The following is a 24,184-nucleotide window of genomic DNA, read 5'->3' on the forward strand; positions in this document are numbered from 1 at the left end:
GACCTTTTCATCAGGAAGTGCAAGGAAGAGCTCACTGTTTTTGGGGCAAATACAGACTGGTCTGCTTGGATATGGCCTAAAGTGGCAAATTTCACCAAGCTTGGCTCCAGTTCTAGGTCGCATTCAGTAGAAGATCGTATGGGCGAGCCGTTCATTTCGTTTGCGAAAGCATACTTTCGCTATCAACAGGGTCATAATCCTACGGGCACTAAAAATGAAACTAAGGCGCTCAAGGTCTTGGAGTTCGTCCTTTCCGAACAATCGCCTTCTCCCGACATATCTGAACTTGATACTACTGTGCTAGATCGCGCGGCCATCGTGGCGCGCGAGCATTATTCTGGTGCTGCTTACCAATGTGGTAGAGAACTAGAGCGCTTAGCAAAATTTGTTACCACTCACAAGCTTGTCAGCCACTCCTGCGGGGACTGGAGGAATCCAATTGCTCGCCCAACCGAAGGAGGTAAAAGAACTGGTAAGTCGGGCAGAGAGGAGCGCGATAAAAAACTGCCTCACCCTGATGCAGTACTTGCTATGGCTGATATTTTTGCAAACTGTGGCGATACTCCCAGAGATATTTTTACGTCTAGCGTGTTCGCGCTTTTGATGAGTGGCTCGGTACGGATATCAGAAGTATTAACGCTGCCCTTGGCTTGCCAACACTCAGATTATGATAAAGATGGTAATCCGGTGTTTGGACTTCGCTTTTACTCAGGGAAAGGGTTTGGCTGGAATATTAAATGGGTTCCTACGATAATGGTTGAAGTTGTGAAGACGGCTATTGATCGTATTACAAAGTTGACAGAGGAGGGGCGCAGTCTAGCGGTGTGGTTGGAACAACATCCTGATACCATGTTTATTCATCCCGATTATGCTTCCCATGATTGGGGTAAATCACTTTCTGAGATCGAGGCGTGTGAAGCTTTAGGTTTGGATTTGAGCCATAGTGATGCTTGCCAGCGGATGTACTATTCTTATGGCTTTAGCCGTGGCGACGTCATAACGTTAGACAGCCTGTGGGGTAAAATTAAGTCTCGTGTTCCTGATGAGTTTCCCTGGGTTAATAAAGAAGCCGGCATCAAGTACAGTGGTGCTTTGCTCGCAATGCAAGCCAACAGTCTTCATGCACAGCGCGGTACTGTCCGCGTCCTTCCCTGGATGCCAGACGTAAATATTATGAATAATGATCTGTCTCCAAGGGAGTCTTTGGGCGAGGGTGCGAACCACAGCAGCATTTTTAAACGGTACGGCTACAAGCACATAGACGGTACTGAGATGAAAATCACCACGCACCAAATGCGTCATATGATCGACACAATGGGTCATAGGGGAGGTATGAGTGAGGATGAAATTGCGAGGTTTGCTGGGCGTGCAGACCCCAAACAAAATAGGGTTTACAACCACATTACTCCTTCAGAGGTTGCCGACAGATATGAGCGGTTACAGGCTGAGTCTGCACACGATAAAGCAATCCTGATTCACTGTGAGCCAGTAGATCGTGAAGCATACAATCTGGCTCCAAAGGGGGCTATCCATAAGAGTAGGTGGGGCTGGTGCACGCACGATTTTTCATCTTCTCCATGCGGTATGTTTCGTGATTGTCTGAACTGCAATGAGCATTTGTGTGAAAAAAGGACGGCTAACAGAGCACAACTCGAACAGGATTTGCGCGAGATCGAGGAGCAGCTTGCTGAAGCTGAGTCAGCAATGGCCGCAGGCTACGCTGGTGCAGACCGTTGGTATGAGCACCATTCGCTTTCGGCTGTCCGTTTGCGCGAACTGTTAGGGATCTTCAGGGATGATACGGTCGAAGAAGGAGCCCTCATACGAATTAAAAATGATTTTGCTCCGAGCCATGCCTCTAGGGCTCTCGCTGCGAATCATGACGACGTATCTGGCCGATTGGATGATGAGTCTTCGAAAACCTTGTCTAACCTTATTGAGTTTATGTAATGGCTAAACACCTAACTCCAACTGATATTCAAGCTGCGGTTGACCTTTTGTTCGGTTGGGAGGGGCCGCTTAGCTGGGAGCTATTATGTGAACGTCTGTTGCCCGTAGTTGGTAAGCGTCCAACTCGACAATCCCTTTCCTCTCATTCGGAAATAAAAGACGCATTTGTTTGGGCTAAGAGCAAAAGTAAAGAGCAAGTAGTTCGGGTGCCTTTGCCGTCCAGCTTGAGGATGGCGGCAGACAGAATTGCTCGCTTGGAGGCGGAGGTCGACGTGCTTAAAAAACGAAATTCGATGCTGATGCAGCGTTTCCTTATTTGGCAATACAATGCTTCCAATCATGGTTTGCATGAATCTCAACTGGATCTGCCACTTCCTGTGATAGACCGTGAGCGCTCTGACGCAGTCATCAATCGTGCACGAATTATTCGTCCATCTCGCCGAGTTGATAAGAAGGCGTAGTTTGTGTAGCACGCGTACGGGCGTTTTTACCTTCTAGGGTTTTTGTAATGAAAGTGAGCAGAAGCCTTTGAACACCTAGGTCAGCTTCAGTCGGCAGAACAGCCTTATCTGGATCAGCTTTCGCTCAGCGGCGGCACCATTGAGATCAAAGTCGACAATTCATTCTAAGCTCAAAACCGTAAAGGAAAAGCCTTGCGATTGGTGTCAAAAGGTGAGCCACCGGGGCTCACTTTTACAGGCATGGAGGGCGACTCTGATAACTCTGAGAAGTATTTAGATCGCGCCCTGAGTGGACTGGCCGTGATGTTCAGAAAGGCCAGCTTATTCGAAACCGGGTAGGTTAAGCGTGCCACCGCTGGTGCGTTTGCCGAACCCAGTCGGAGTTAGCAGGCGGTGCTTTTTCATCTCAGCGAGCACGGCCAGCCACTCGCGCTTGCTGAAGCGCAGCTTGGCTTCATTCCAGCGGTGCATGACCTCATCCACGATATCGTCATCGGTAGCCTGACGGCCTTCGATGATGAAATCGTTCCAGGCAGCGTAGAGGGTCACGGTCATTTCGCAGCGATCCGTATCCCAGTCACGCATTAGCTCAATGACTTGCTCAATATTCGCCTGCTCAATGGCCGACCACGTGCGCTTATACGCTTCGCGATGTTGCCCGGCCTGCGAGAGCGGGCGGTACGCATGGCCGACCGTCTCACGGTCAATGCGCCCGTACCATTGGTGCTTTTGCAACTCAGCTTCAACCTGGTTCATCAACTGGCGATCATGGGGGCCCGCCACATTGCGTAAGTAAGTCGCCTGAATCGCATCGAGCCTGGCTGCATGCTCAGCCAGGTAAACCACCTTCTGCAGTTTGCGCTGGCCAAAAGTGCGCTGGGCGTGAAGCCTGTGAGTGACTTCGGCGGCGAGCAGGGTGCGGGCGGCTTTTTGATCCGTGATAGCGGGGGCCAGCTTTCCATCGTCATCAAGGGCGTGCTCGACCATGGTGCTGGCAAGTTTTTCGTTGAGTTGACGGGCTTGTATTAGGCGGGTTTTCAGTTCGTCGCAGAGGTCCATTAGTTGGTCGACTTTGGCGGCGATGCGATGTTGCTCGGCAAGTGGGGGAATGGGGAAAAAGACGGCTCCAATCTTTCCTGGAGATGTATGCTTAACTTTCATTCCAGTGGAGCTTTCAGCGACACACGTTCTTAGATACGCCGTGTTAAAGTAGTGAAAAATATATCTAGAAAAAACGATTTCACTATCAAAGATAATTTTTCCTAGGCGTTGATTATGTAAATAGACCTTTCCGTCATTCGGAACAATAGCGGGACTTCCAAGAAGTCCCGCGGCCTGCTCAGTCATCGCAACTATAAGATCGCCGGCTTCAAGAGCGAACTCTTTATCAACGGGGCCGCGATAGTATTTTGTACGACTACCTCGATCCCGAAATCCACCCTTCTCATGAAAATTACCTGGCGTGGTCAAAACGTATGGTGAAGCTGAGTCGCAAAAATATGCGCTTGAAAAAGCATAACCGTGTTTGATGGAAATTAGATCGCTTACCCGGCACCATTCCCATGCTTCCGGTACAGCAAACGGTTTTTTCTCTTCTACTGCAATTCCAAGTGAGGGCTGTTTCTTGATCGTGCCCTCTGCCAGTAGGCGCGCTTTCTTCTCGGCAATCTGCCTAAGCGACTTACCGGGGGGCTCATCGCTAGGATCTTGCTGCGTCAATTTGCCCATTACAGCCAGTTGCAACAGGGTTTGCTTGAGTGCGTCGATGCTAGGTTCGGTGGTGAACAGGGCGTGGAAGTGTTCGGCCAAACGCTGCCAGTTGGCAGCAAACTCAGTAGCGTTGCTGGATTGGCTTATGCTATCGAGCAGCGCTTGCACCAGTTGAGTGTGGGCGCTATCGGCGTCGGCGTGCTGGGCTTCCAAGCGGTCGCACAGTGCCATCAGTTCATCGACTTTGGCGACAATGCGGTGTTGTTCTGCGAGTGGAGGTAACGGAATTAAGCCGCTGAAAAATTGACCATCATTGATGGCAGGGTAAGCAATACCTATCTGTACAGACTCAACGTATCGTACAAAAACGGGACTTCTTAAATAGCATAGGAAATATCTTGCAGGCATCTCCAAGTAGGGATGAATTATCGCGAACGCAGTGCTAACAATCGGTTCTTGCTCATATTCCTTATCAATTACAGCAACGTTTAAAAGATACGGTCGAATAGTCGAATAAATCACCGTTCCAGACCTAACCACTTTGCGTGCTCGCGATGGCGCATCTTCTGCCATAAGAACTTGGGGAGTACTGATCGTCCCAGCGGCATTGTCAACTGCGCCTACGTCGATATATGTGAATGCTTGATCCGGTGTTTTCTGCCCCCAATCATGACCTACAGCTGCTACACGAACCCACTCCCAGTTGGTAGGGACTTCAAAGGGCCTATGTTTTTGGTCAATCTCCGTCAGTGGCTTTTGCTTCTTGATCTTGCCCTCAGCCACCAGCCGCATTTTTTCCTCGGCAATCCTCCGAAGCAACTCGTTAGCCGGTTCATCACTCGAATCTTGCGGCACTAACTTGCCACGCACCGCCAGCTCCAGAATCAGCTCACGAAGTTTCTTGATACCGTTGGGCGCACTGGCTAGCAGCGGCAGATTGTCGGTGAGCAGCGTCGTCATACCTGGCGCTCCAGCGCTTCGGCCAGCACGGCTTTTAGCTGGTCGCGCAGGTCGCTGATCTCGCCTTGCAGCGCGGCGTAATCACACAGGAGCTGGTCCGGGTTGTGGCTGACCTGTTCCCCAATATGCGGGTTCTTGCAGTCCAGGTTCCAGTTGCGCGCCTGCAACTCTCCGACGCCGACCTTCCAGGCAAACTCGTTCTCCACCCGCGCAGCAAAGCCATCGTCCTCGCTGCCCCACCAGACTTCCTCGACGGCGAATTCTTCGATGCGCATTGGCCGGGTCTTGGAGTAGTTTTTTACACCGGCCGGGTACTGATGCTCGTAGAACCATACCTGTTTGGTAGGTGTGCCTTTGGTGAAGAACAGCAGGTTGGTCTTAATGCCGGTATAGGGATTGAAGACTCCCTTGGGCAGGCGAACGATGGTGTGCAGGTTGCACTCAGTCAGTAGCTTTTCCTTGATGCGACTTTTGATCCCGTCGCCAAACAGGAAGCCGTCGGGCAACACCACAGCGGCGCGACCACCGTCCTTGAGCAGGTGCATGATCAGCACCAGGAACAGGTCGGCAGTTTCGCGGGTGCGGAAGGCTGCAGGGAAGTTGGTTTCGATACCGTCTTCTTCCATACCGCCGAACGGAGGGTTGGCGACGATGCAGTGCACGCGCTCGCTCGGGCCCCAACTGATCAGGGGTTTACTCAGGGTGTTGTCATGCTTGATCTGGCTGGGCACTTCAATGCCATGCAGAATCATGTTGGTGGTCGCCAACAGATGCGGCAGCGGCTTTTTCTCCACACCGAAAATGCTGGCCTGCAGGGTACGCTCGTCTTCAGCGGTTTTTACGTAGCGGCTGCGCTTGTGCTCAATGGCGCAAGTGAGGAAGCCTCCCGTGCCGCAGGCCGGATCCATGACCTTTTCGTCCAGCTTGGGATCCACCATGCGCACCATGAATTCGGTGACCGGCCGCGGCGTGTAGAACTCACCAGCGTTACCCGCGTTCTGTAGGTCGCGCAGCAGTTGCTCATAAAGATTGCCGAACTCATGGCGCTCTTGGGCCTTGTTGAAGTCCACGCCTTCCTGAACTTTGTTGATCACCTGACGCAGCAATTGGCCGGACTTCATGTAGTTGTAGGCGTCTTTAAACACACTGCGCACCACATAGGCCGACGGCGTGTTGCTGTACTCGTGCAGATTCTGCAGCTGGGGAAACAGATTATTGTCGATGAAATCCTTCAGCGCTTCACCGGTCATGCCTTCCGGGTCGGCGGCCCAGGTTCGCCAGCGGCAGCTGTCGGGGATGGGCGATCGGTAGCTATCGTCCATCAGCTCCCATTCCAGCTCGCGGTCATCGAAGATCTTCAGGAACAGCAGCCAGACCAACTGGCCGATACGCTGAGCGTCGCCGTCGACGCCGACGTCTTTGCGCATGATGTCTTGAATGGACTTGATGGTGGAGCTAATGGACATGAAGTTCTCTCAACGCGTGCCGCAATGGGGGCGAAATTCTACAGGACAGGTCGATTTCCTGCCCTGACATATCGTCGGTAGGTAGCTTTTAACTTGCGTAAAGCTCACCTTCCAGTTCGTGAATCGCCTGGTTGTAGCCAGCCTTACCGCCAAAGGCTTTAACCAGCTCCATCGGTGCGCCGATCTGGCTAAATGGATCGAGCTGGAGGATCTTCATGTCTTCTATGTGCTCAACGCCTGTGTCGGCGTATTTATCCAGCAGAGCCTCCAACACCAGGCGGGCAGAGCCGGAGTACTTTGCGAAGTAGTTGCGTTTTTTTACTTGTTCGGCGCGCTCGCGGCGAGTCAGGGCGGGCTGGTCGAAGGCGACGTGGCAGATCAGATCGAACGGGTCGAGTGCTTGGCCCTGCTTCTTTTCCACCTCCTCCGCCAAGGCTTCCCACATTACGCCTTGAACAGCCATCTCCTCGATAATCACTTTCTTTTGTTCGGAATTACTCCAGCGGCGCAGGAAGTCATCGAGCGAGGCAAACTGTTTTTGCACGCAGGCACGAGTGTAGTCGTGCAACGACTCGGTGATTAGCCGACCATCCGGGCCGTAGTACTGTACGCGTTCGGCGATGACGTACACAGGCAGGTTGTCGATAACGTATTTGATGCGCTTTTTATCGGGCGAGGTATCGCCCTCGGAACCTTCATCAGGTAGCCAGTCGCCGCCATCTACAATGCCATCTTCGCCTTCTAAAGGACTGTCGGGAGGAACGGGCGAGGCGTCACCTTCAGGGTTGTAGATCACCACCGGTTCGCCGTCGAAATCTGGGTCGGCAAACAGTTCGGTCGCTTTCTTGAAGTCCATGATGGTGAACCAGAACTTGCCGAAGTCCTCGTTGATCCGGGTACCGCGACCGATGATCTGTTTGAACTCGGTCATCGACTTGATGTGCTGATCGAGCACGATTAGCTTGCAGGTCTGCGCATCGACGCCGGTAGTCATAAGCTTGCTGGTGGTGGCTATGACGGGGTAACGCTCTTCCGGATTGATGAAATTGTCTAGCTCGGCCTTGCCCTCTTTGTCATCACCGGTAATACGCATCACATATTTGCGGCTCTCAGCAACACGCAAAGGATTGAGGTTGATCAGCGCCTGGCGCATGCGCTCGGCGTGGTCGATGTCGTCGCAGAAAACGATTGTTTTCTGGTACGGGTCGGTGGCTTTGAGGAAGTCGGTGACCTTCTGAGCCACCAGTTGAGTGCGCGCCTCGATGATCAGATTACGGTCCATGTCCTTGAGGTTGTAGATGCGGTCTTCGATCAGCTCGCCATTTTTGTCGAGCATGCCTTTGGGGGGCCGCCAACCTTGCAAGTCTTTATCGAAATCGATGCGTACCACTTTGTAGGGAGCAAGAAAGCCGTCCTCAATGCCCTGTTTAAGCGTGTAGCTGTACACCGGTTCACCGAAGTAGGTGATGCTGGAAACCTCTTTGGTTTCCTTCGGTGTGGCGGTGAGGCCGACATGGGTCGCGTTGGAGAAGTAGGCGAGAATTTCGCGCCAGGCAGAATCCTCAGCCGCGCTGCCACGGTGGCATTCGTCGATCACAATCAGGTCGAAGAAATCGCGGGAGAACTGCTTGTAGATGTTCATCTCTTCTTCGTTGCCCGTGACGGCCTGATAAAGCGACAGATAGATCTCGTAGGAGGTGTCGATCTGGCGTTTGGCGATTTTGGTCATCGCCTGGCCGAAAGGTTTGAAGTCGTTGTTCTTCGTCTGGTCGACCAGGATATTACGGTCGGCGAGAAAGAGGATGCGTTTCTTCTGCTTGGACTTCCACAGCCGCCAGATGATCTGGAAGGCGGTATAGGTCTTTCCTGTGCCGGTCGCCATTACCAGCAGCACGCGATTTTGCCCGCGTGCCACAGCTTCAACCGTGCGGTTGATGGCGTTCATTTGGTAGTAGCGCGGCATACGACCAGAGCCGTCATCGTAATAAGGCGCTTCGGTCTTGTGCTGGGCTTGTCCTTCCAGCCCCTTCCACTGGCAGTAGCGTCGCCATAACTCCTCAGGACTGGGGAACTGATCAAGACTCAGCTGGGTTTCCACTTGGCTGCCGGTACCGCTACGGTCATGAAATAGAAAGCCATCGCCATTGCTGGAGAATACGAACGGCACATCCAGTGCTTCCGCATAGCCTAAGGCTTGTTGCATGCCGGAGCCTACAGAGTGCTTGTTGTCCTTCGCCTCGATCACGGCAAGTGGCAGGTTGGGTTGGTGGTAAAGGATGAAGTCGGCTCGGCGGGCTTCACCACGGCTGTGCAGCTTTCCTCGGACGATGATACGACCCTTGGTAAAGCTTACCTCCTCGCGTACCTGCTTGTGCATGTCCCAGCCGGCCAGCTGAATAGCTGGCGCGATGTACTTGCTGCAGATGTCTCGCTCGGACAGCGATTTCTTATCCATTACCCTAATTCCCTTTCAAGCCGGTCTGGTCTTTCCAGTCCGGCACCGCTGATCGTGCTTTATGGGCGTAAATGTACCTTGTTTGGCTTCAATCGAGTTGCACGGTGCGGGATTTTGGTGCCTGAGGGGTGATGAACTCCTAGCGATTGCGGCTACACAACTACCGGACGAAGCCCCGCTTGATGGGCGTAGTGGTCTTTGACTTGACATCATTTCCGCGCCAGCGGCAATTTCGAAGCTGTTAGCAGAGTCTAGCCTTCAAGATTCAGGTGTTACGGAGCCAGCCTCAGCACGTATACGGGCCAATAAGGCTTCAAGATCGTCCGCATCGCCTTTTATGTGATATGCAGCCGCTAGTACGCTCAAGGGATGGACCTCCATCACCGACGCCAGTCCCTCTAGCTTGTCCAATGTTGGGCATTTCAGACCGCGCTCGAGCGTGCTGAGGTAAGTCCGACTGCTGATGCTCGAGAAATCCTCTTGGGTCAAGCCTTTGGCTAATCTGAATTGCTTTAGTGCCTGACCAAACGCTTGCTTCAGCTCCATTTTGCACCCTACACAAAATAGATGATGAAGCCTTGTGGACCACTATAGGGCTACAATCTATAGTGGTCGTTTTAGGGGGGCTCTGGTATGTATGTGACAAGGCAGGAGGCGTACGTTGACCTTTCTGAGCTTGGTGGGGATGGCTTGCATTGGAACTACGTCGAACACAGCCTGCATGCGCCATGGTTCTACATTACCTTGTGCCGCCATAGCAATGGATGCACCATTCGGACGATGCTCCAAACAATGGATCCTTACGTCCTAGCTACGGCGATATGTAGCCCCTCACACGACTTATCTGTGAGTGAAGTGATGCTAGTCACGCCACCATATATAAATGGGACTGAGTCATGGCAGATGGAAAAACTTCTGGAGTACACGCAGTGCCACACAGAAGAGCACGGGAGCTTTGAGTTTTTTCTCGTTCCAGGAAAGGATTACTATGTACCGCAAGTAATTCTAAGCACAGAAAACCTAAAGCAAGAAAAATGTATATTCTACAAAGCCTGTGAGGTATAGAAGGGTTGCACTATCAATAGTATCTAGCGAGTTAATGAGGTGCGGCTTAAGACGGAGGGCTTGGTGTGTATAAGAAGATGCCAAAAACCGAGCGGCTGGGAATTCTGACTGCGAATGAAAAATTATCAAGGATAGTAAATTCTAAATTTTACGAGTCTTCACAAGAGCGCAGTGGAGTTGGTTCGTTTCTCACCGGCAGTGAGTTGCAATCACTGCGCGAGGAAATGATGAAAGATGGCGCATATATGAAGGAGTGGTTAAGATCCAAACCTAGAAAAACCATCCGATAATACGACTCTTGTGCACGTCACAGGTCTATTTGAAACTGATGTTTTCAGGATCTTGCGGCCGCAATTTTGTGTATCTCTCATATTGGTTGCGTAAATCTGCCAGCGAGCGGGAGGTGTCGAAGCGCAGGGAGTTCTGTTGAGGAGGGTTAAGTCCCAGCTTTTTTGAGCGCTATCGTTCACGGTTGAGCTACCCCTGGCTCAGCAGGTGAGCAGAGGGAAAGTTGAAATGAGCCAGCGCCGCTAGGGGTTGGAGCCGATAATCAAGGCGTAGGTGATGACTGCGCCCACTGCATCAAATTTTCTTAAGCGTCACTATGCCATCAGAAAGGTTGATCACCATCATGAATATGTGGCTGACTACCGACTAACGTGCACGCTTGAGCGATATCGATCATGGATGAGCTACCCCTAGGTCAACTTAGCAACCGCAATCTCGGTTTCACCTACGCCACGAGCCGCAGGCAGCGCCAGGCTTCTTGCTGTGCTCCCGAGGCGCTCGGCATCGCCCCCGCTGGCGTATTGAGCCTGCCTCTGTGCGCTCCCCCCCCGGTTGCAACAGCGGAATCGATCATTGACTACGTCTAATTCACCTGAGAAGCGAACTGGACGGCTGTCTTTCGCTATTTTGTAACTCTACCCTCATAACAGTCCGGAGGCATTGATGCCTGTACCGTTAGATCGCAAGGATCATCAGGGGATCACTTACAAGCGCCCTCCTCAAATCGAGGCCTGGATTTCTACGTTGGAGAGCGTCGACGTCGGTGAAAGGACTACGCAGCTTTCGCTGCCTAAAACTAGCGAGGGCTATGTGCCGTCGGAGGTATTGGTCTACTTCCTCCGCCGTGCTTGGCAGGCCTCTGACCGTAAGGTCTTCGAGGAGACGTTTCGACTTCTTTTGGGGCGCGTTGAGCGATCACTTCGTTCCAGGCTCTGGGACTCGGCGATTGGTAATGCGTCTGACATTTGCGACGAGATCATCAACCGCTTTGTTGTGAGCGTAACCAGGGACTGTAAGTCGCACGATGGGCTTCTAGATTTCTACGAGGTACGGTTCGATAGGGCGCTAAGCACCATTAAAATTTCTGTATTGCGCAGGCTGTACGCTGAGGTTGGCGATGCTGTCTTGGTCTCTTTCGATAGCCAGGATCCAGATGACGGCTCCCTTTCTTCCGAGGTGGAAGTCGCTTGGGAAGATCGCCTCCGAGATGAATTGAGGAAAATCGATGATCCAGCTTTCCGGTTCACGCTATTGTCGGCGATTGACCGTCTGCCACAGGATCAGAAGCAGGTTATTGGTCTGCGATTGAAGGGCATTCCTGTACATGCGAATGATCCGTCTGTTCAGACTATTGCAAAAATGCTCCAGTGCGACGAGCGAACGGTGCGAAACCGAAGTGCTCGTGCCCTTAAATCTCTCAAGGTTATGCTTGAGGAGGAGATGAAATATGAGCTTAGATAAGAACATATCTGAAGAAGAGGTGCTTTTAGCTTTTTCGGTAGAGGAATATCACGATAGCTGTACGTTGGAGCGGTATGTTAAGAGGTATCCGCAACATGCAAGTGCCATAGTGGACTGCTCTATAGAATTTATGCTGGGGGATGAACTTATCGAGAGTGCTAAAATTCCTGCAACTGATGCAGCCATAAATAAAGCCTGGAGTCAGATTGAGTCATCCTTGAATTTTAGTCAGAAGCAAAATAGTTGTATGAATCCTTTTGCTCAACTTAGTTCTTCGGCGTTCAGAGATCTAGCTAGAAAGATCAATGTAAATGGTTTGTTTCTTGGGCGGGTTCGGGATCGCGGCATAAAGGTTAGCACCTTTCCTGTTGAGTTTGTTGCGAGGCTTGCATCTGAGCTTGGTGGGTCGGTTGATAATATGCTCGCATATTTATCGAATCCTCCTAATATAGATTCTAGCCAAAGTTTCAGGTCCAGTGAAAAACCAACCGCAAGTGAACAAATATCTTTTGATGACGCCGTGGAAACCTCTCAGTTAACTATCAATCAAAAGGATGCGCTCTTAGCGCTTCGAGGCTGAATATGGATGCGACCGAGGCGGCAAGATTAGAGGCTGAGAAAATCCACCTCGCGGCTGTCGCTGAAGGTAGCGATCCTTGGTGTCCACTTCAATTTGCGCTAATTGAAGCGGGCAGGCGTCACCTTGATGTCTATGGCTTGCCCAAGGGCGATCCAGCTTTAAAAGGAGGCCAGGCTGTCTTTGACAGTCAAGCAGGAGCAATTCTCTATCAGGATATTGGTAGCGATTTTGATCGTGCGTTTCTCGTTGCTCACGAACTCGGACACCTGGTGTTGGAGGGGGGGACTGATGATGCAGTTACGCTCGACGCGCAGCCCGAGCGGTCGACGGAGGATTCTCCAGTCGGTGCTGATAGTTTGATTGATTATGGCGCTCGTGAGCGTCGTGAAATTAAAATGGATCTCTTTGCGCGTGAGTTTTTAATACCGCGTTCAGTTGCGTGCACCCTTCATGTGGAAGACGGGTTATCCTCTTTAGAAATTGCTCAGCGTCTAGGTGCGCCTCTACCTGTTGTACAGCAGCAACTTCTGGACGCGCTGTTGCTTCCAAGAGTTTCTACTGGGCAGGAAAACAGTCTCAACGACCGGGGGGATATCCGCCCTGACCTGTCACAGCAGGTCGCTGCATCGCATCGTGATTCTCCTTTTCAATTACAGGCCGGACCTGGCACAGGCAAAACCAGAACGCTAGTGCAGCGTGTCGAAAAGCTTATTCTCGACGGTGAGGATCCTAGCGCGATTCTGGTTTTGACGTTCTCTAACAAAGCAGCGAGTGAGCTGAGTGAGAGAATTGCGTTATCTAACCCACTAGCCGCAGCAGCAATGTGGATTGGGACATTCCATGCTTTTGGTCTTGATATTATTCGGCGATTTCATCAAATCCTGAAATTACCGCCTGAGCCTCGCCTTATTGATCGACTCGAAGGCATTGAATTACTTGAAGCTGAAATACCCCGGCTTTCACTCCGGCATTATCGAAACCTCTGGGATCCAACACTTGATCTAAATGACATGTTAAGTGCCATTTCACGTGCGAAAGATGAATCTATAGAGGCTACCGAATACATTCGTTTAGCTGAGTCGATGACTCGTAACGCTGGAGGCGATTCAGCTGCACTACTTCGAGCTGAAAAATGCTTGGAGGTTGCAAGTGTTTATGAGGCGTATGAACGATTGATGAGAGAGCGAAAGCTTATTGACTTTGGCGATCTTATTTCGTACCCGGTGCGGCTGGTAGAAACTCACGCGGAAGTTCGGGGCGCATTAAGGAGACGGCACAAACACGTGCTGGTGGATGAGTATCAAGATGTTAATCGATCGTCAGTACGACTCTTAAAGGCCATCGTTGGAGGCGGGGAGAATCTATGGGTGGTTGGTGACGCCCGGCAGTCTATCTACCGTTTTCGCGGCGCGTCCGCCTCCAACATGGCGCATTTTAGCGAGGATTTTCCCGGAGCAGTAATCGAAAAATTAGGTGTCAACTATCGTTCAAAACAAGAAATAGTCGATACATTCGCCACCTTCTCCACAGCCATGAAAGCTTCTCAGGGGGCGTTACCCCTATCTTTGACTGCGAGCCGCGGAGGTGCTGGGGCTCATCCAGAACTAAGCATTGTAGGGTCGACCGCAGAGGAAATTTCAGCACTCGCGGGATCCATAGAGACATTACGCACGTCAGGTACTCCGTACCGGGGACAGGCAGTCCTGTGCGCATCAAATACTCGTCTGAGCGAAATAGCCAAAGGTCTGGAGGCTCGGGGCATTCCTGTTTTTCATCTAGGAAGTATTTTTGAACGCCCAGAGATAAAAAACCTTTTGGCGCTCCTTACCCTACTTAATGATGCGTCTGCGGTCGGTTTGATTCGCGTGTCCGCGATGGCAGGCTATGAATTGCCGATGGCAGAAGTCGTCCACCTGATTAGACACCTCCGCACGATTAAAGCTGGACCTTTAGATTGGCTTGATGAGACAAACTGGCCTCTCCTACATTTTGAAGACAGCAGACCTAAGTTATTGAATATTGCTCAGCTTTTTCAGGGGCTGAATTTCAGGGGGAACCCTTGGAATATCCTTGTGTCATGGGTTATCGATGGCCTTGGCCTTGCAAGAAGTCTTCATCTGGCCGATGACTCTGGAAGCAAAATGAAGGGCTTGGCTCTTTGGCAATTCCTTAATTTTTGTCGCAAACAGCCCTCAGGTCCTGGGCTGCCTTGCATCCGATTGCTTGATCGGATAAGACGGTTGGTTTTGGTTTCTGGTGATCGTGGCCTTCGCCATCTGCCAAGGGCCGCTGGCGGAGTTGACGCTGTACGTCTGATGACTATTCACGGCAGTAAGGGGCTAGAGTTTCCGGTTGTCCACTTGCCTGGCATGGTGGCCGCAAGCTTACCCCGGAACAACAGGCCGCCACGTTGCCTGCCCCCTGACGGACTAATCTACGGTGCTGTAGGGCTGTCTGGGCTTGAAGCCGTGAAAGCTGGGCACGAGGAGGAAGAGGAATGTCTTTTTTTTGTTGCCATTTCCAGAGCTCAAGATAGGTTGTTCTTGTACGCGTCATCATTGCAGGCTGACGGTAAAAACCGCAGTAAATCGAAATTTCTGAGCCCTATCGGTGAACATTTAAATCAGGTTGCTAAGCCGCTGCTGTTAGCCGTGGATTCGTACTCAAGAACTCCGCTGGAGCTTCTTTGGGAGGAAAAACCCAATTGGGATGATAGTCAAATTGCTCAGTTTGAGCGTTGTCCCCGTAGTTTCCTGTATTCCCACGTCATCGGACTTGGAGGGCGTCGTACCGAGACGGCCTTTCTCAAAATGCACAATGCTGTGAGGGCCGTCTCACAATGGTTAAAAGCCGAATATGAACACATTCCTCCCAGCGCGGCTCAACTTGATGCAGCCTTCGAGAAGGCATGGTTGGCGGAAGGCGCTGTCGATCATGGTTATTCTGAGGACTACAGAATCATTGCCCGTCGGCTGGTGGACTACCTTATCGAAAGCCGAAGCGTTGGCACGCCGATTCCGGTCATGCCAATTTTATTAGAAGGGGTTCACGGCAACGTTGTTGTAACACCAGATAGTGTTGTACGAGGCGGCAATGGCCAGACCATTGTGCGGCGAGTGAAAACGGGTAAGCCAAAATCCAATGGGTTTGACGATATCGAGTACACGTTGCTCCACATGGCAGCAACTCAGAACTACGGCGCCTCTGTCAAAATTGAGGTTACGTACCTCACTAGTGAAACGACTGATGAGATGTCCATTACGGACCGAAAACTAGCCTCGCGAAAGGAAAATTCTGCGCGGATGCTGGGTGAAATTAGCTCTGGTGCTTTTGGTCCGAAGCCGGAATCGAGGGTATGTCCCTCATGTCCCAGCTTCTTCATCTGTGGTGACTTACCTAAAGGGATAATTGGTGGGAAAAAAAAATAGATCTGCTTTCCGGTTTCCTCCAATGCTGCGATTGACCTAGTGAAGGCCAGAAAACTCGCAAAATGCGAGCGGCTATCTGAGGTGATCCACATGCAATCTCAACACCCTAGCAGTGACAATCGTATTTCGGTAGAAGACGTCGGCGCTGCGATCCGTGAGGGGCGTCCCCTCAATCCTGCTCATTTTTACAGCATCATTATCGCTGATGAACAGCTTAGCGAACGTCATTTGCAGCTGAGTGACCCCGTGCCAACTGGGCGGCAAATTCTCATCGCTGCAGGCGTCCGTCAGGTTGACGAATACAGCATCTACGCAATTCTCCCCTCTGGTGAGTTTGAGGATTTGCGGCTCGATGAGACTTACGACCTGCGTGAGCGAGGTGCCGAAAAATTCATCATTTTTCAGACTGACCGCTCGTTCAAGTTCAGCATCGATGATAAATCGATGGAGTGGGGTAAACCGGCTATCAGCGGTAAGGTTTTGAAAACTCTGGCCGGTGTCCCAGCTGAGACTTACGATGTTTACCTTGAAGTGCGAGGCGGGCAAGATTTGCTGATACGGGATTCTGACCTGATTGATCTAGGTAAGCCCGGAATTGAGCGCTTCATCACTCTTATCCGTGATACTACGGAGGGCCTGACAGGTCTCCCGGAGGCAGATCAGCGCTATCTCCAACGTCATGGGATTCCTGTGCAGGTGGTATGCGAAGGTCCTCATACGGGCGTAGTACTCCAGCAAGTACGGTTGCCAGAAAATAAATTCGATCACCCAGCGGCAGATATCCTCGTAATTCTACCTCCCGGATACCCAGATGTTGCGCCTGATATGTTTTTCTGCGATCCGTGGTTGAAACTGGTGACGGTAGGACGGTATGCGACATGTGCAGATCAGCCACACGTTTTCTCCGGACGCAACTGGCAGCGCTGGTCTCGGCACAATAGTGCATGGCGGCCAGGAGTTGATGGTCTGCACACCATGATCAAGCGCATTGAGCATGCGTTGATGGAGGCCAAGTAATGTCCGGCGCAACGTTGGATATTACTTTGATCGAATCTCATGAAGCGGCGCTTCGTGCGCTGCTTTACCGAGAGGACGGTTCAGAGGCCGCTGCCTATGTCCTTTTCGGAAGAGCTGAGATCAATGAGGATCCTTGGTCAAAACACCCACGGATCCGATTGATCTCGCACGAAGTAGTTCCGATCCCCCCAAGCGAGGTCATTTCCTCCTCATCTGTCCACGTGACGTGGTCCACGAAGGGTTTTATGCAACTGTTGGGAGTTGCACAAGATCGTGAACTGATACCTGCTTTGGTTCACACCCACCCTCGTGCAGATGCTTTTTTTTCTGACCAAGATGATCGTAATGAGGCTGAGCTGGCCCGCACAGCATTCAACAAGCGGAGTTTGGGACTCGCGAGTCTAGTATTCGGGGAGAACGGGGCCATCGCCGGACGCCTTTGGACATCACCTACAGCGACTACAGATGCTTCGAAGATCTCCATTGTCGGTAACAAAATAGACATTCGGCAGCGTCAGAAGCACCATGAAAAGTCCGGGATGCTAGATCGCCAGGCGGCACTTTTTGGCAAGGGATTCAATCCTATCGTTCGTTCGCTGCGTGTGGGTGTAATCGGCTGTGGAGGCACAGGCAGTGCGGTAGTTTCACTGTTGGCACGTTTAGGCGTTGGGCATCTTGCGCTAATCGACAATGACACAATCGACACGACGAACCTCAATCGTGTGCATGGCTCACGAGCAGATGATGTACGGGATCAGTTGGCCAAGGTGGACATTCTTGCTCGTGAAATCGAGGTTTTGGGGCTTGGTACGCACGTGGTCACGAGCAAGGCTTGGGTAGGCAATCCAATGCTCCGTGATGTGTTGAAGTCCTGCGATGTACTTTTCGGATGCACGGACGACAACCAGGGACGGCTGACATTGAACCGTTTCGCTCACTTTTATGGTGTCCCGCTTGTTGATTTGGGATTGCGTATGCGCTCCGCAAGAGGTGGAGCCGAATATGAAATGACCGGACGGGTCACCACTATTAAGCCGGGCTCCCCCTGCCTGATGTGTCTTGGGGTCGTCAATCCGCAGAGAGCCGCCGCCGAAGGACTGCAGCGTAGCGATCCTATCGAGTATGAGCGTCGTAAGGCTGAAGCTTATGTTGACGGCGGTGGGGATCCTGCTCCGGCTGTCGTAACGTTTACCACAAGCATAGCCTGCGCCGCAGTCGATGAGCTCATCCAAGGGCTAACAGGATTCCGGGGTGGAGAGGGCATGGTTCACAATCGGATTCGTCGATTTGATCGCGTAGAAGACCGCTCCATGACCTGCAAGCCTATGCAAGGGTGCCCTGTTTGCTCCAACGAAGCGGTTTGGGGACGCGGCGACGTCAACCCGTTTCTCGGCGTGATAGGGTGAAACATGCGGTTTTTTTTTGCTACTACGTTGCGTCGGTTTGGATGGCTGAATGCCGATTATCTGATAAAGAAGGTCTCTCGCCACCCGGGCAAGACCGTAATCCCTGTTGGTGAGCTTTGGTTAGTGATTGATGGTGAGATTAGCAAATGGGCTTGCCTCACCTGCCCAGGAGGATGTAACTCCAGCATCTCGCTTTCGTTGAGCCCTGATCGGAGGCCTCGTTGGACTGTAGAGCAGGATTTCTGGGGACGTCCCACGATTGCGCCGTCAGTACACCAGCATAGCGTTTGTAAGTGCCATTTTTGGATAAGAGAAGGCTCGGTAGTTTGGTCAAAATAATGAGTATATTTGGAAGGCGGGCTGTAATACGGTTAAAGAGCGTTGAAGGTGTCTGTATGTTTTGTATATACCTTTGCTTAATAGGTTTACTTCGTTAATCCTTAGTATAAGAGTCTGGTGCTACGATCACTAGTAGCGTCTGGGCAAACATTTTCCTCTAGTTGGGGTGATTCAAAAGGAAGATTTATGAATATAAAACAAGCAGTAATGCTTTCTCGAACTCAACGATGTGTTGGCGGTGGTCTTCTATTCACCGGAGCACTCTTCTATTTTATCAGTCTTCTTATGGCGATATATCGTACGGCGCAGAGCATGAATGACTCGGCGCTGCTCTGGCGGTTCGGCGCGATAATTCAAAACTTTATTGCGGCCATATTTGAACTAACCGCGCCTTACATCGGTTTCGTCTGGCGGAACGTGCCGACCATCAATCAGGCAGACCCATTTACCTATGGGAATCTACTTTTTTTGGGCCTTGTTGGTGTCATGATCGTGGGCAAGCAATTGGTGCTTGCCGGTCGACGGCTCCGGGCTCGCATTCAGCGTCAGATTGATCGCGTGGAAGAAATGCAGTGGCACAATTCGATGATGGCGAGTCGTACACCAGCTGGCACCTCAATCTCTGCCAATTTGATTGGCCAGATCAACATTTTGCAGCAAACCATGCCACCTAATCCAGATGGGGGGTGGTGGACACGGCCTTGGGGACTTATCGGGCTTTCGATCGTCAGTGGATACTTTGTGGCTGTGTTAGCAAAGCTGACTGGGATGCTTTGAACCGCTGCCCCGTATAAGAAGCCCTGAAGATCTATTTCTTAGGAGGATATGGACTCTTGCATACTAAATTGGCATGATGTTAATTTGCCATTTGAGTTGCTCTGCAACAGAGCGGCACTCGGGCTAACGCATCATGATTGTGTTAGTGGGCTCAAAAAAATAGCTGCGAGCCAGACTAGTCAGGGAGCGAAGGTTATGTTTGGGGTAAAGAGCTTTACCAGTGGTAGTCATAAGAATTTTTATGTTTCGGGAGCGTCAAGTCCAGATAAACCGCTTAAATCTGTTATCGTCGGAGACAACGCCGCCGGTAAGACACGATTTATCGTCTCCGTTATTGATGCTTTTAGACTTTTGCACCAGGCTAGATCAGGTGGTGGACCTAGAAAGCTATCAAATCGCCGCAAAGATCTTACGTCGACAAGCGGCGATTTAAGATTATGCTATTACACATCTGCGGGCTTTGTAGATGCTCAGGTTGATAGCACAACCTTGACAGTTACCTTGGATGGTGGGCATATATTTCCAAGGGAAATTCCTTTGCCCGCTCGAATAATTGCAATTAGTAGCGCATATAATGATAAGTTTCCTTTTTCAACTAATGATGAGGAGTTAGAGGGGGGTTTTTATAAATACTGTGGACTTCGTGAAACAAGCAATGCTTCGTGGAGCGCAACCTTAGCTAGGAAGACCATTGAGAATCTGTTGATGATGGATACTCTCGGTGCTGCCGTTCCCATTGAGGCCTTGTTCGATCAGCTAGGGTTGCAAACTAAATTCAGGATCTCGCTTTCTGCTACGAGTAAAAGAAAATTTTCAGAAGCGCTAAGCAGTCCAGATGCTTTACTTGAATATATTCATAATTATTCAAATTATCAGCGTCGAATGCAGGTCGATATGTTCACGTCCACCTCAAAAAAAGATGTGATGTCTATATTTGAGGGGTATAAACATTTAAGACAGCAGACTGATAAGTCACACTATTTTGATATAGATTTAAAAAGCGATGGGCGGGGTCATAGTGAAATATATGATTTCCTAAATATTGTTAGGCGAGTAGGCCTGATTAAGGATGTCCATTTAGAACTATTTAGAGTTGGTGCTTATGAATCTTATGCATTCTCTAATGCAAGCTCTGGTGAAACTCAGTTGCTTTACGGTTTTTCTAGTATTCTAAGGTATGCGTGCGACGACTCTATAATTTTTATTGACGAGCCAGAAGTCAGCTTGCATCCTGCTTGGCAGATTCGTTATGTGGGGCTGTTGAAAAAAGCATTGGTAGCTGTTAAAAATTGTCATTTGATTATTGCTACGCATTCGCATTTTATCCTTTCTGATTTGGATGAGGCTAATAGTTCTCTCCATGTTTTTAAAAAGGAAAAAGATGGTGGTATTTCTATCGAGAATCTCGAGTATTCAACTTATGCATGGAGTCCAGAAAATATTTTGTACTCTGTTTTTAATGTTAGAACTATCGGTAATCATGCGTTCGAAAAAGATCTGCAGGAAGCATTAAATCTGATCGCAGTTAAAGACAGCGATCTGGTTCGCTTGTCAGTGCTAGCATCTAAGTTTCAAGGGCTGGTGTTCGACTCATCGGATCCGCTAAATAAGGTGATTGGAGCAATCAGGGGATACTCTGATGGCCATCACTAATTGGTACTTGAATATTGATAGGCTGCCTCAGTTTCCCGATGAGGTAATAGATTATTTAGAGGGCCTAAAACCACACAAGGCCGCCCTTTGGGATAAGACAAATAAAGAAATGGCGGAGTATAAGTCTTCCCTTCTTGAACAGCTGGCTGAAATTCAGGATAATAGATGTGCTTACTGTGGTCTTAGTTTGGATTGGAATCTCGTTGATCGAGAGCATTTCGTTCATAAGGGGCAGCTTACTGGCTATCCGGAATTCATGTTCAATCTAAAAAATCTATTTGCTGCTTGTGGGTTTTGTAATCGTAGAATTAAAGGTCAAAGAGTTACGTTGCAAACATATAATGAGAATTACGATGAGTGTGTTTTTTGTATAATTCATCCATTTTTCGACACGCCAGAAAACGAGATTGAGTTCTTGGAGTTGCAGCAAGGTCAGCATATTCTTGTGAAGGCTCTGACACCTAAAGGCCAATCTACAATAGATTTCTTTTTGCTCAGCGACAAGCGCTTGACCGTTCGACGGGCAGGTTTTATTGCGGAGCGTGAGTTAGAAGCTGAGATGGACTCAGGGGCTTATGCTGAATTGAAGTTGGTGTCTTACTATCGGCCAGATTGACCAACCTATAATTATTAAACGGCGAAAAACCTCTGCCTTTCGCTTTGCGTTCAAGCCTGTGGGTGAGTGATGGCTGGTGGGCCCCTAATTTTGACACGTTGATAAACTTCGTCGACTTTTATGGTTGAAACTTTACGATTCTACCTGATTTTTCTACGCTAAACCGCTATAATCCAACTGGGGCTTGGAGTAATCTTTACATATCTTATCTCACCTATCCTTTCCCCTTTTGACCGAACGCTTGTCATCGCTTGCATCCAAGGCCCTCCAGTCATGACTTGAGGGCCTTTTTGTTTTTCGGGCTTGGCTCTTGAGGTGTTATCCGAAGGGCTAGCCTGAACCTTAATTCCGGTTCATGTCTGCCGCGGTTGTGCGCGGCGCCAGGCCATCGGGCTCTGGCCTGCCTTGCGGGTGAAGGTCCTGGTGAAATGGGACTGGTCAGCGAAGCCGCACTCCAGACTCACCTGCGTGATCGGCATGCCCGATTCGAGCAGTTCCTTGGAGCGTTCGATCTTGGCGTGCAGGAACCAATCCTGCGGCGAGTAGCCGGTATTTTTCTTGAATGCGCGGGAAAAGTGACTGCGTGACAGGGAGCATCCCCGCGCAACCTCACTGATACTTAGGGGTCGGGCAATGGAATTGAGCATCAGCTCCTTGGCGCGTCGCTCCTGCCACGGTGCCAGGGCGATGCGCTGGGCCGGGGTGCGGTCCGCAGGGCAGAGCGCCAGCAACTGTGCGCCCAGCGCGAGACATTTCTGATAAGCCGTCGAGGGCTGCGAATGCAAAAGTGCGTGTTGCAGGCTTTTGAGTTGATCGAGAAGCTGTGGATCCAGAGACTCATCGGGGGCGGTAACCGTGGGTAGCATGGTGACTCTCCTGAGAAGTGGCAGGAGGAGTCTGGAGGTTGGCAACCACCCAGGTCCTTTGGCGAAGCTTAAATATCCTTAAGATCCGGAACTCTATGGTCCTGGATGCAACGCAGTTTCAATTGCGGCCAGAAGTGCTTCGCCGGTGAACGGTTTGTGCAGGCAATCATGTGCGCCAAGGCCGGCAGCTTCTTCCAGCGACGCATCGTCCCAGTGGGCCGACATGCAGATCACTGCCGCCTGGCTGCCGGCTGCCTTGAGCGCCATCTGCACCTCAAGGCCCTGCAAACCCTTCATTCGCAAATCGAGCAATATGCAGGCCGCCTCATCGAGCTCGGCGCAGGCGAGCAGTTCCTCCCCGGAAGCAAAACTCAGCGCCCGGTAACCGGCGGACTTCAGCAGATTGACCAGGCTTTTGCGCACCGACAAATCATCATCGACCACGCAGACGGCAGGCAGTTGGGCAGGGCTCATGGCAAGTACGCGTTCATGAGCAGGAGTCGGCTGGCGGCGCGTCGAGCATCCGATACTGGCTGACCAGGTCGACCAGCGTGCGAGCCTGCATTTTCGCCATCACGTGTTTCTTGTGTACTTTGGCGGTCACTTCGCTGATTGCCAGCTGATTGGCGATCTGTTTATTGCCGATGCCCGTTACCAGCAGTCCGAGCACCTCATACTCGCGTGGTGTCAGCGACTGCGCACGCTGCCGGGCCTGTTCGACCTGGTTCCATGTGTCGCGTCTGGCATGGGCCTGCTCCATGACCTGGCGAAGCGTGGACAGCAGCTGCTCGTCGTCGAACGGTTTGGTCAGGAACTCCACCGCGCCGGCTTTCATCGCCTGAACGGACATCGGAATGGTGCCAAAGCCGGTCATGAAAACGATTGGCCAAGGCTGGCCGCGCCTGATCAGCTCGGCTTGCAGGTCCAGCCCCGTGGCCGCGGGCAGACTGACATCCAATAGCAGGCACGCCGGGCCGCATGGCAAAGAGGCGTCGAGAAACTCTTCGGCCGAGCCGAACAGTGCGTGGGGAATGTCTTCGGACCTCAGCAGTCGGCTCAGCGCAGTACGCACTGCCAGATCGTCGTCGATGATGTACACGGCTGCCGGGTTGCTCTGGCGCACGGGCTCCGATACGGTCAGCGGCTCGCTGAACCGCGCGGCGGCATTCATCGACACAGGCGCGCCCTGAACGAGCGGCGCGCTCGCCGGCAGCAAGCGATAGCCACGGCGCGGGATAGTCTGAATGAAGTCCTTGCCGCCCAGCAGTTTGCGCAGGTGCGAGATATGGACTTCCAGATTGTTGTTTTCGACGATGGTGTTCTGCCAGACCTGGCTGATGAGCGCGTCCTTGCTGACGATATTGCCCTCGGCGCGGATAAGCGTAGCGAGGATATCGAACGCTCGACCGCCCATGCGCAGCATCTGCCCATCCCGGAAAGCTTCGCGTCGTTCGAGAGAAACTGAGGCGAGGCCCACTCGGATCATGATGTTGTTTCCTTGCCGGTGTGTAGGCCGGGCCGTCGGCCCCGTGCTGGTGCGTACAAACTAGATGAAGCCTTAATGCAGCGCAATTATCCCGTCGTATAGGTAGGTTGCCGGGGCTGGTTCGCGCGAAAGGCGCTACGCCTGCAGTATTTCATTTCAGTTAGTCACAGGACACCGGTTATATTCCGCGGTCGCAGACA

Annotated in this window: 19 protein-coding genes; 12 read left to right on the plus strand and 7 right to left on the minus strand. The window is 51.3% G+C overall.

The window, feature by feature from the left end; all coding sequences use genetic code 11:
* The first annotated feature begins 138 nt into the window (after positions 1-138).
* Positions 139-1,950: an integrase gene (locus tag J3P77_RS02745; protein ID WP_434679407.1), complete on the plus strand. Its 1,812-nt coding sequence runs from the start codon at positions 139-141 to the stop codon at positions 1,948-1,950.
* The gene (locus tag J3P77_RS02750; RefSeq protein ID WP_060402145.1) at positions 1,950-2,411 is read left to right on the plus strand and encodes a hypothetical protein; all 462 of its coding nucleotides are present in this window, start codon (positions 1,950-1,952) and stop codon (positions 2,409-2,411) included. Before J3P77_RS02745 ends, J3P77_RS02750 begins: the two co-directional genes overlap by 1 nt.
* 321 nt (positions 2,412-2,732) lie before the next feature.
* Here J3P77_RS02750 and J3P77_RS02755 read toward each other — a convergent pair whose 3' ends face one another.
* From J3P77_RS02755 to J3P77_RS02770, 4 genes are all read right to left on the minus strand, one after another.
* Entirely contained in the window at positions 2,733-5,081 is a 2,349-nt protein-coding gene (locus J3P77_RS02755) for a restriction endonuclease subunit S (RefSeq protein ID WP_434679409.1), read from the minus strand.
* Positions 5,078-6,547, minus strand: coding sequence for an N-6 DNA methylase (locus J3P77_RS02760; protein WP_434679410.1), 1,470 nt, complete (start codon positions 6,545-6,547; stop codon positions 5,078-5,080). The genes J3P77_RS02755 and J3P77_RS02760 overlap by 4 nt, the downstream gene beginning before the upstream one ends.
* A gap of 88 nt (positions 6,548-6,635) precedes the next feature.
* Positions 6,636-9,002, minus strand: coding sequence for an EcoAI/FtnUII family type I restriction enzme subunit R (hsdR, locus tag J3P77_RS02765; protein ID WP_434679412.1), 2,367 nt, complete (start codon positions 9,000-9,002; stop codon positions 6,636-6,638).
* A 258-nt stretch (positions 9,003-9,260) separates the two neighbouring features.
* Positions 9,261-9,548 carry a helix-turn-helix domain-containing protein gene (locus J3P77_RS02770; protein ID WP_005740432.1) on the minus strand — a complete coding sequence of 96 codons (288 nt, stop codon included), beginning with the start codon at positions 9,546-9,548 and terminating at the stop codon, positions 9,261-9,263.
* A 584-nt stretch (positions 9,549-10,132) separates the two neighbouring features.
* Here J3P77_RS02770 and J3P77_RS02775 point away from each other — a divergent pair.
* The 10 genes from J3P77_RS02775 to J3P77_RS02820 all read left to right on the plus strand — a co-directional run bounded on the left by J3P77_RS02775 (position 10,133) and on the right by J3P77_RS02820 (position 21,632).
* A complete protein-coding gene (locus J3P77_RS02775; protein WP_434679415.1) occupies positions 10,133-10,357 on the plus strand; it encodes a hypothetical protein in 225 nt (74 codons plus the stop codon).
* A 661-nt stretch (positions 10,358-11,018) separates the two neighbouring features.
* Complete coding sequence (locus J3P77_RS02780; protein WP_434679416.1) at positions 11,019-11,816, plus strand: RNA polymerase sigma factor; 798 nt, start codon at positions 11,019-11,021, stop codon at positions 11,814-11,816.
* Complete coding sequence (locus J3P77_RS02785) at positions 11,803-12,396, plus strand: hypothetical protein (protein ID WP_434679418.1); 594 nt, start codon at positions 11,803-11,805, stop codon at positions 12,394-12,396. Before J3P77_RS02780 ends, J3P77_RS02785 begins: the two co-directional genes overlap by 14 nt.
* Before the next feature lie 2 nt (positions 12,397-12,398).
* Complete coding sequence (locus J3P77_RS02790) at positions 12,399-15,824, plus strand: UvrD-helicase domain-containing protein (RefSeq protein ID WP_434679420.1); 3,426 nt, start codon at positions 12,399-12,401, stop codon at positions 15,822-15,824.
* Between the two features lie 90 nt (positions 15,825-15,914).
* Positions 15,915-16,841, plus strand: a complete 927-nt coding sequence (locus tag J3P77_RS02795) for a multiubiquitin domain-containing protein (RefSeq protein ID WP_434679421.1) — start codon at positions 15,915-15,917, stop codon at positions 16,839-16,841.
* The gene (locus J3P77_RS02800; RefSeq protein ID WP_434679423.1) at positions 16,841-18,247 is read left to right on the plus strand and encodes a ThiF family adenylyltransferase; all 1,407 of its coding nucleotides are present in this window, start codon (positions 16,841-16,843) and stop codon (positions 18,245-18,247) included. Before J3P77_RS02795 ends, J3P77_RS02800 begins: the two co-directional genes overlap by 1 nt.
* Positions 18,248-18,250: 3 nt before the next feature.
* Positions 18,251-18,586: a DUF6527 family protein gene (locus J3P77_RS02805; RefSeq protein WP_219811669.1), complete on the plus strand. Its 336-nt coding sequence runs from the start codon at positions 18,251-18,253 to the stop codon at positions 18,584-18,586.
* A 186-nt stretch (positions 18,587-18,772) separates the two neighbouring features.
* Positions 18,773-19,363 carry a YniB family protein gene (locus J3P77_RS02810; protein WP_005739329.1) on the plus strand — a complete coding sequence of 197 codons (591 nt, stop codon included), beginning with the start codon at positions 18,773-18,775 and terminating at the stop codon, positions 19,361-19,363.
* A 195-nt stretch (positions 19,364-19,558) separates the two neighbouring features.
* Complete coding sequence (locus tag J3P77_RS02815; RefSeq protein ID WP_434679425.1) at positions 19,559-21,016, plus strand: AAA family ATPase; 1,458 nt, start codon at positions 19,559-19,561, stop codon at positions 21,014-21,016.
* Entirely contained in the window at positions 21,003-21,632 is a 630-nt protein-coding gene (locus J3P77_RS02820) for an HNH endonuclease (RefSeq protein WP_134307075.1), read from the plus strand. Before J3P77_RS02815 ends, J3P77_RS02820 begins: the two co-directional genes overlap by 14 nt.
* 353 nt (positions 21,633-21,985) lie before the next feature.
* Here J3P77_RS02820 and J3P77_RS02825 read toward each other — a convergent pair whose 3' ends face one another.
* The 3 genes from J3P77_RS02825 to J3P77_RS02835 form a co-directional block, all read right to left on the minus strand.
* Complete coding sequence (locus tag J3P77_RS02825) at positions 21,986-22,360, minus strand: helix-turn-helix domain-containing protein (RefSeq protein ID WP_434681853.1); 375 nt, start codon at positions 22,358-22,360, stop codon at positions 21,986-21,988.
* A 231-nt stretch (positions 22,361-22,591) separates the two neighbouring features.
* Positions 22,592-22,972 carry a response regulator transcription factor gene (locus J3P77_RS02830; protein WP_434679427.1) on the minus strand — a complete coding sequence of 127 codons (381 nt, stop codon included), beginning with the start codon at positions 22,970-22,972 and terminating at the stop codon, positions 22,592-22,594.
* Between the two features lie 13 nt (positions 22,973-22,985).
* A complete protein-coding gene (locus J3P77_RS02835; protein ID WP_434679429.1) occupies positions 22,986-23,984 on the minus strand; it encodes a response regulator in 999 nt (332 codons plus the stop codon).
* Positions 23,985-24,184: the final 200 nt, after the last annotated feature.

Origin of the sequence: Pseudomonas sp. R1-18 (assembly GCF_051132095.1) — a bacterium.
In the GTDB taxonomy this organism is placed as follows: Bacteria; Pseudomonadota; Gammaproteobacteria; order Pseudomonadales; family Pseudomonadaceae; genus Aquipseudomonas.

What these genes read in the sequence shown, in the direction of transcription:
- J3P77_RS02780 (WP_434679416.1), top strand. Translation starts at nt 11,019, where the DNA reads ATGCCTGTACCGTTAGATCGCAAGGATCATCAGGGGATCACTTACAAG.
- J3P77_RS02830 (WP_434679427.1), bottom strand. Translation starts at nt 22,972, where the DNA reads ATGAGCCCTGCCCAACTGCCTGCCGTCTGCGTGGTCGATGATGATTTG.
- J3P77_RS02790 (WP_434679420.1), top strand. Translation starts at nt 12,399, where the DNA reads ATGGATGCGACCGAGGCGGCAAGATTAGAGGCTGAGAAAATCCACCTC.
- J3P77_RS02785 (WP_434679418.1), top strand. Translation starts at nt 11,803, where the DNA reads ATGAGCTTAGATAAGAACATATCTGAAGAAGAGGTGCTTTTAGCTTTT.
- J3P77_RS02755 (WP_434679409.1), bottom strand. Translation starts at nt 5,081, where the DNA reads ATGACGACGCTGCTCACCGACAATCTGCCGCTGCTAGCCAGTGCGCCC.
- J3P77_RS02770 (WP_005740432.1), bottom strand. Translation starts at nt 9,548, where the DNA reads ATGGAGCTGAAGCAAGCGTTTGGTCAGGCACTAAAGCAATTCAGATTA.
- J3P77_RS02805 (WP_219811669.1), top strand. Translation starts at nt 18,251, where the DNA reads ATGCGGTTTTTTTTTGCTACTACGTTGCGTCGGTTTGGATGGCTGAAT.
- J3P77_RS02750 (WP_060402145.1), top strand. Translation starts at nt 1,950, where the DNA reads ATGGCTAAACACCTAACTCCAACTGATATTCAAGCTGCGGTTGACCTT.
- J3P77_RS02835 (WP_434679429.1), bottom strand. Translation starts at nt 23,984, where the DNA reads ATGATCCGAGTGGGCCTCGCCTCAGTTTCTCTCGAACGACGCGAAGCT.
- hsdR (WP_434679412.1), bottom strand. Translation starts at nt 9,002, where the DNA reads ATGGATAAGAAATCGCTGTCCGAGCGAGACATCTGCAGCAAGTACATC.
- J3P77_RS02815 (WP_434679425.1), top strand. Translation starts at nt 19,559, where the DNA reads ATGTTTGGGGTAAAGAGCTTTACCAGTGGTAGTCATAAGAATTTTTAT.
- J3P77_RS02760 (WP_434679410.1), bottom strand. Translation starts at nt 6,547, where the DNA reads ATGTCCATTAGCTCCACCATCAAGTCCATTCAAGACATCATGCGCAAA.
- J3P77_RS02745 (WP_434679407.1), top strand. Translation starts at nt 139, where the DNA reads ATGGGCGAGCCGTTCATTTCGTTTGCGAAAGCATACTTTCGCTATCAA.
- J3P77_RS02810 (WP_005739329.1), top strand. Translation starts at nt 18,773, where the DNA reads ATGAATATAAAACAAGCAGTAATGCTTTCTCGAACTCAACGATGTGTT.
- J3P77_RS02795 (WP_434679421.1), top strand. Translation starts at nt 15,915, where the DNA reads ATGCAATCTCAACACCCTAGCAGTGACAATCGTATTTCGGTAGAAGAC.
- J3P77_RS02820 (WP_134307075.1), top strand. Translation starts at nt 21,003, where the DNA reads ATGGCCATCACTAATTGGTACTTGAATATTGATAGGCTGCCTCAGTTT.
- J3P77_RS02800 (WP_434679423.1), top strand. Translation starts at nt 16,841, where the DNA reads ATGTCCGGCGCAACGTTGGATATTACTTTGATCGAATCTCATGAAGCG.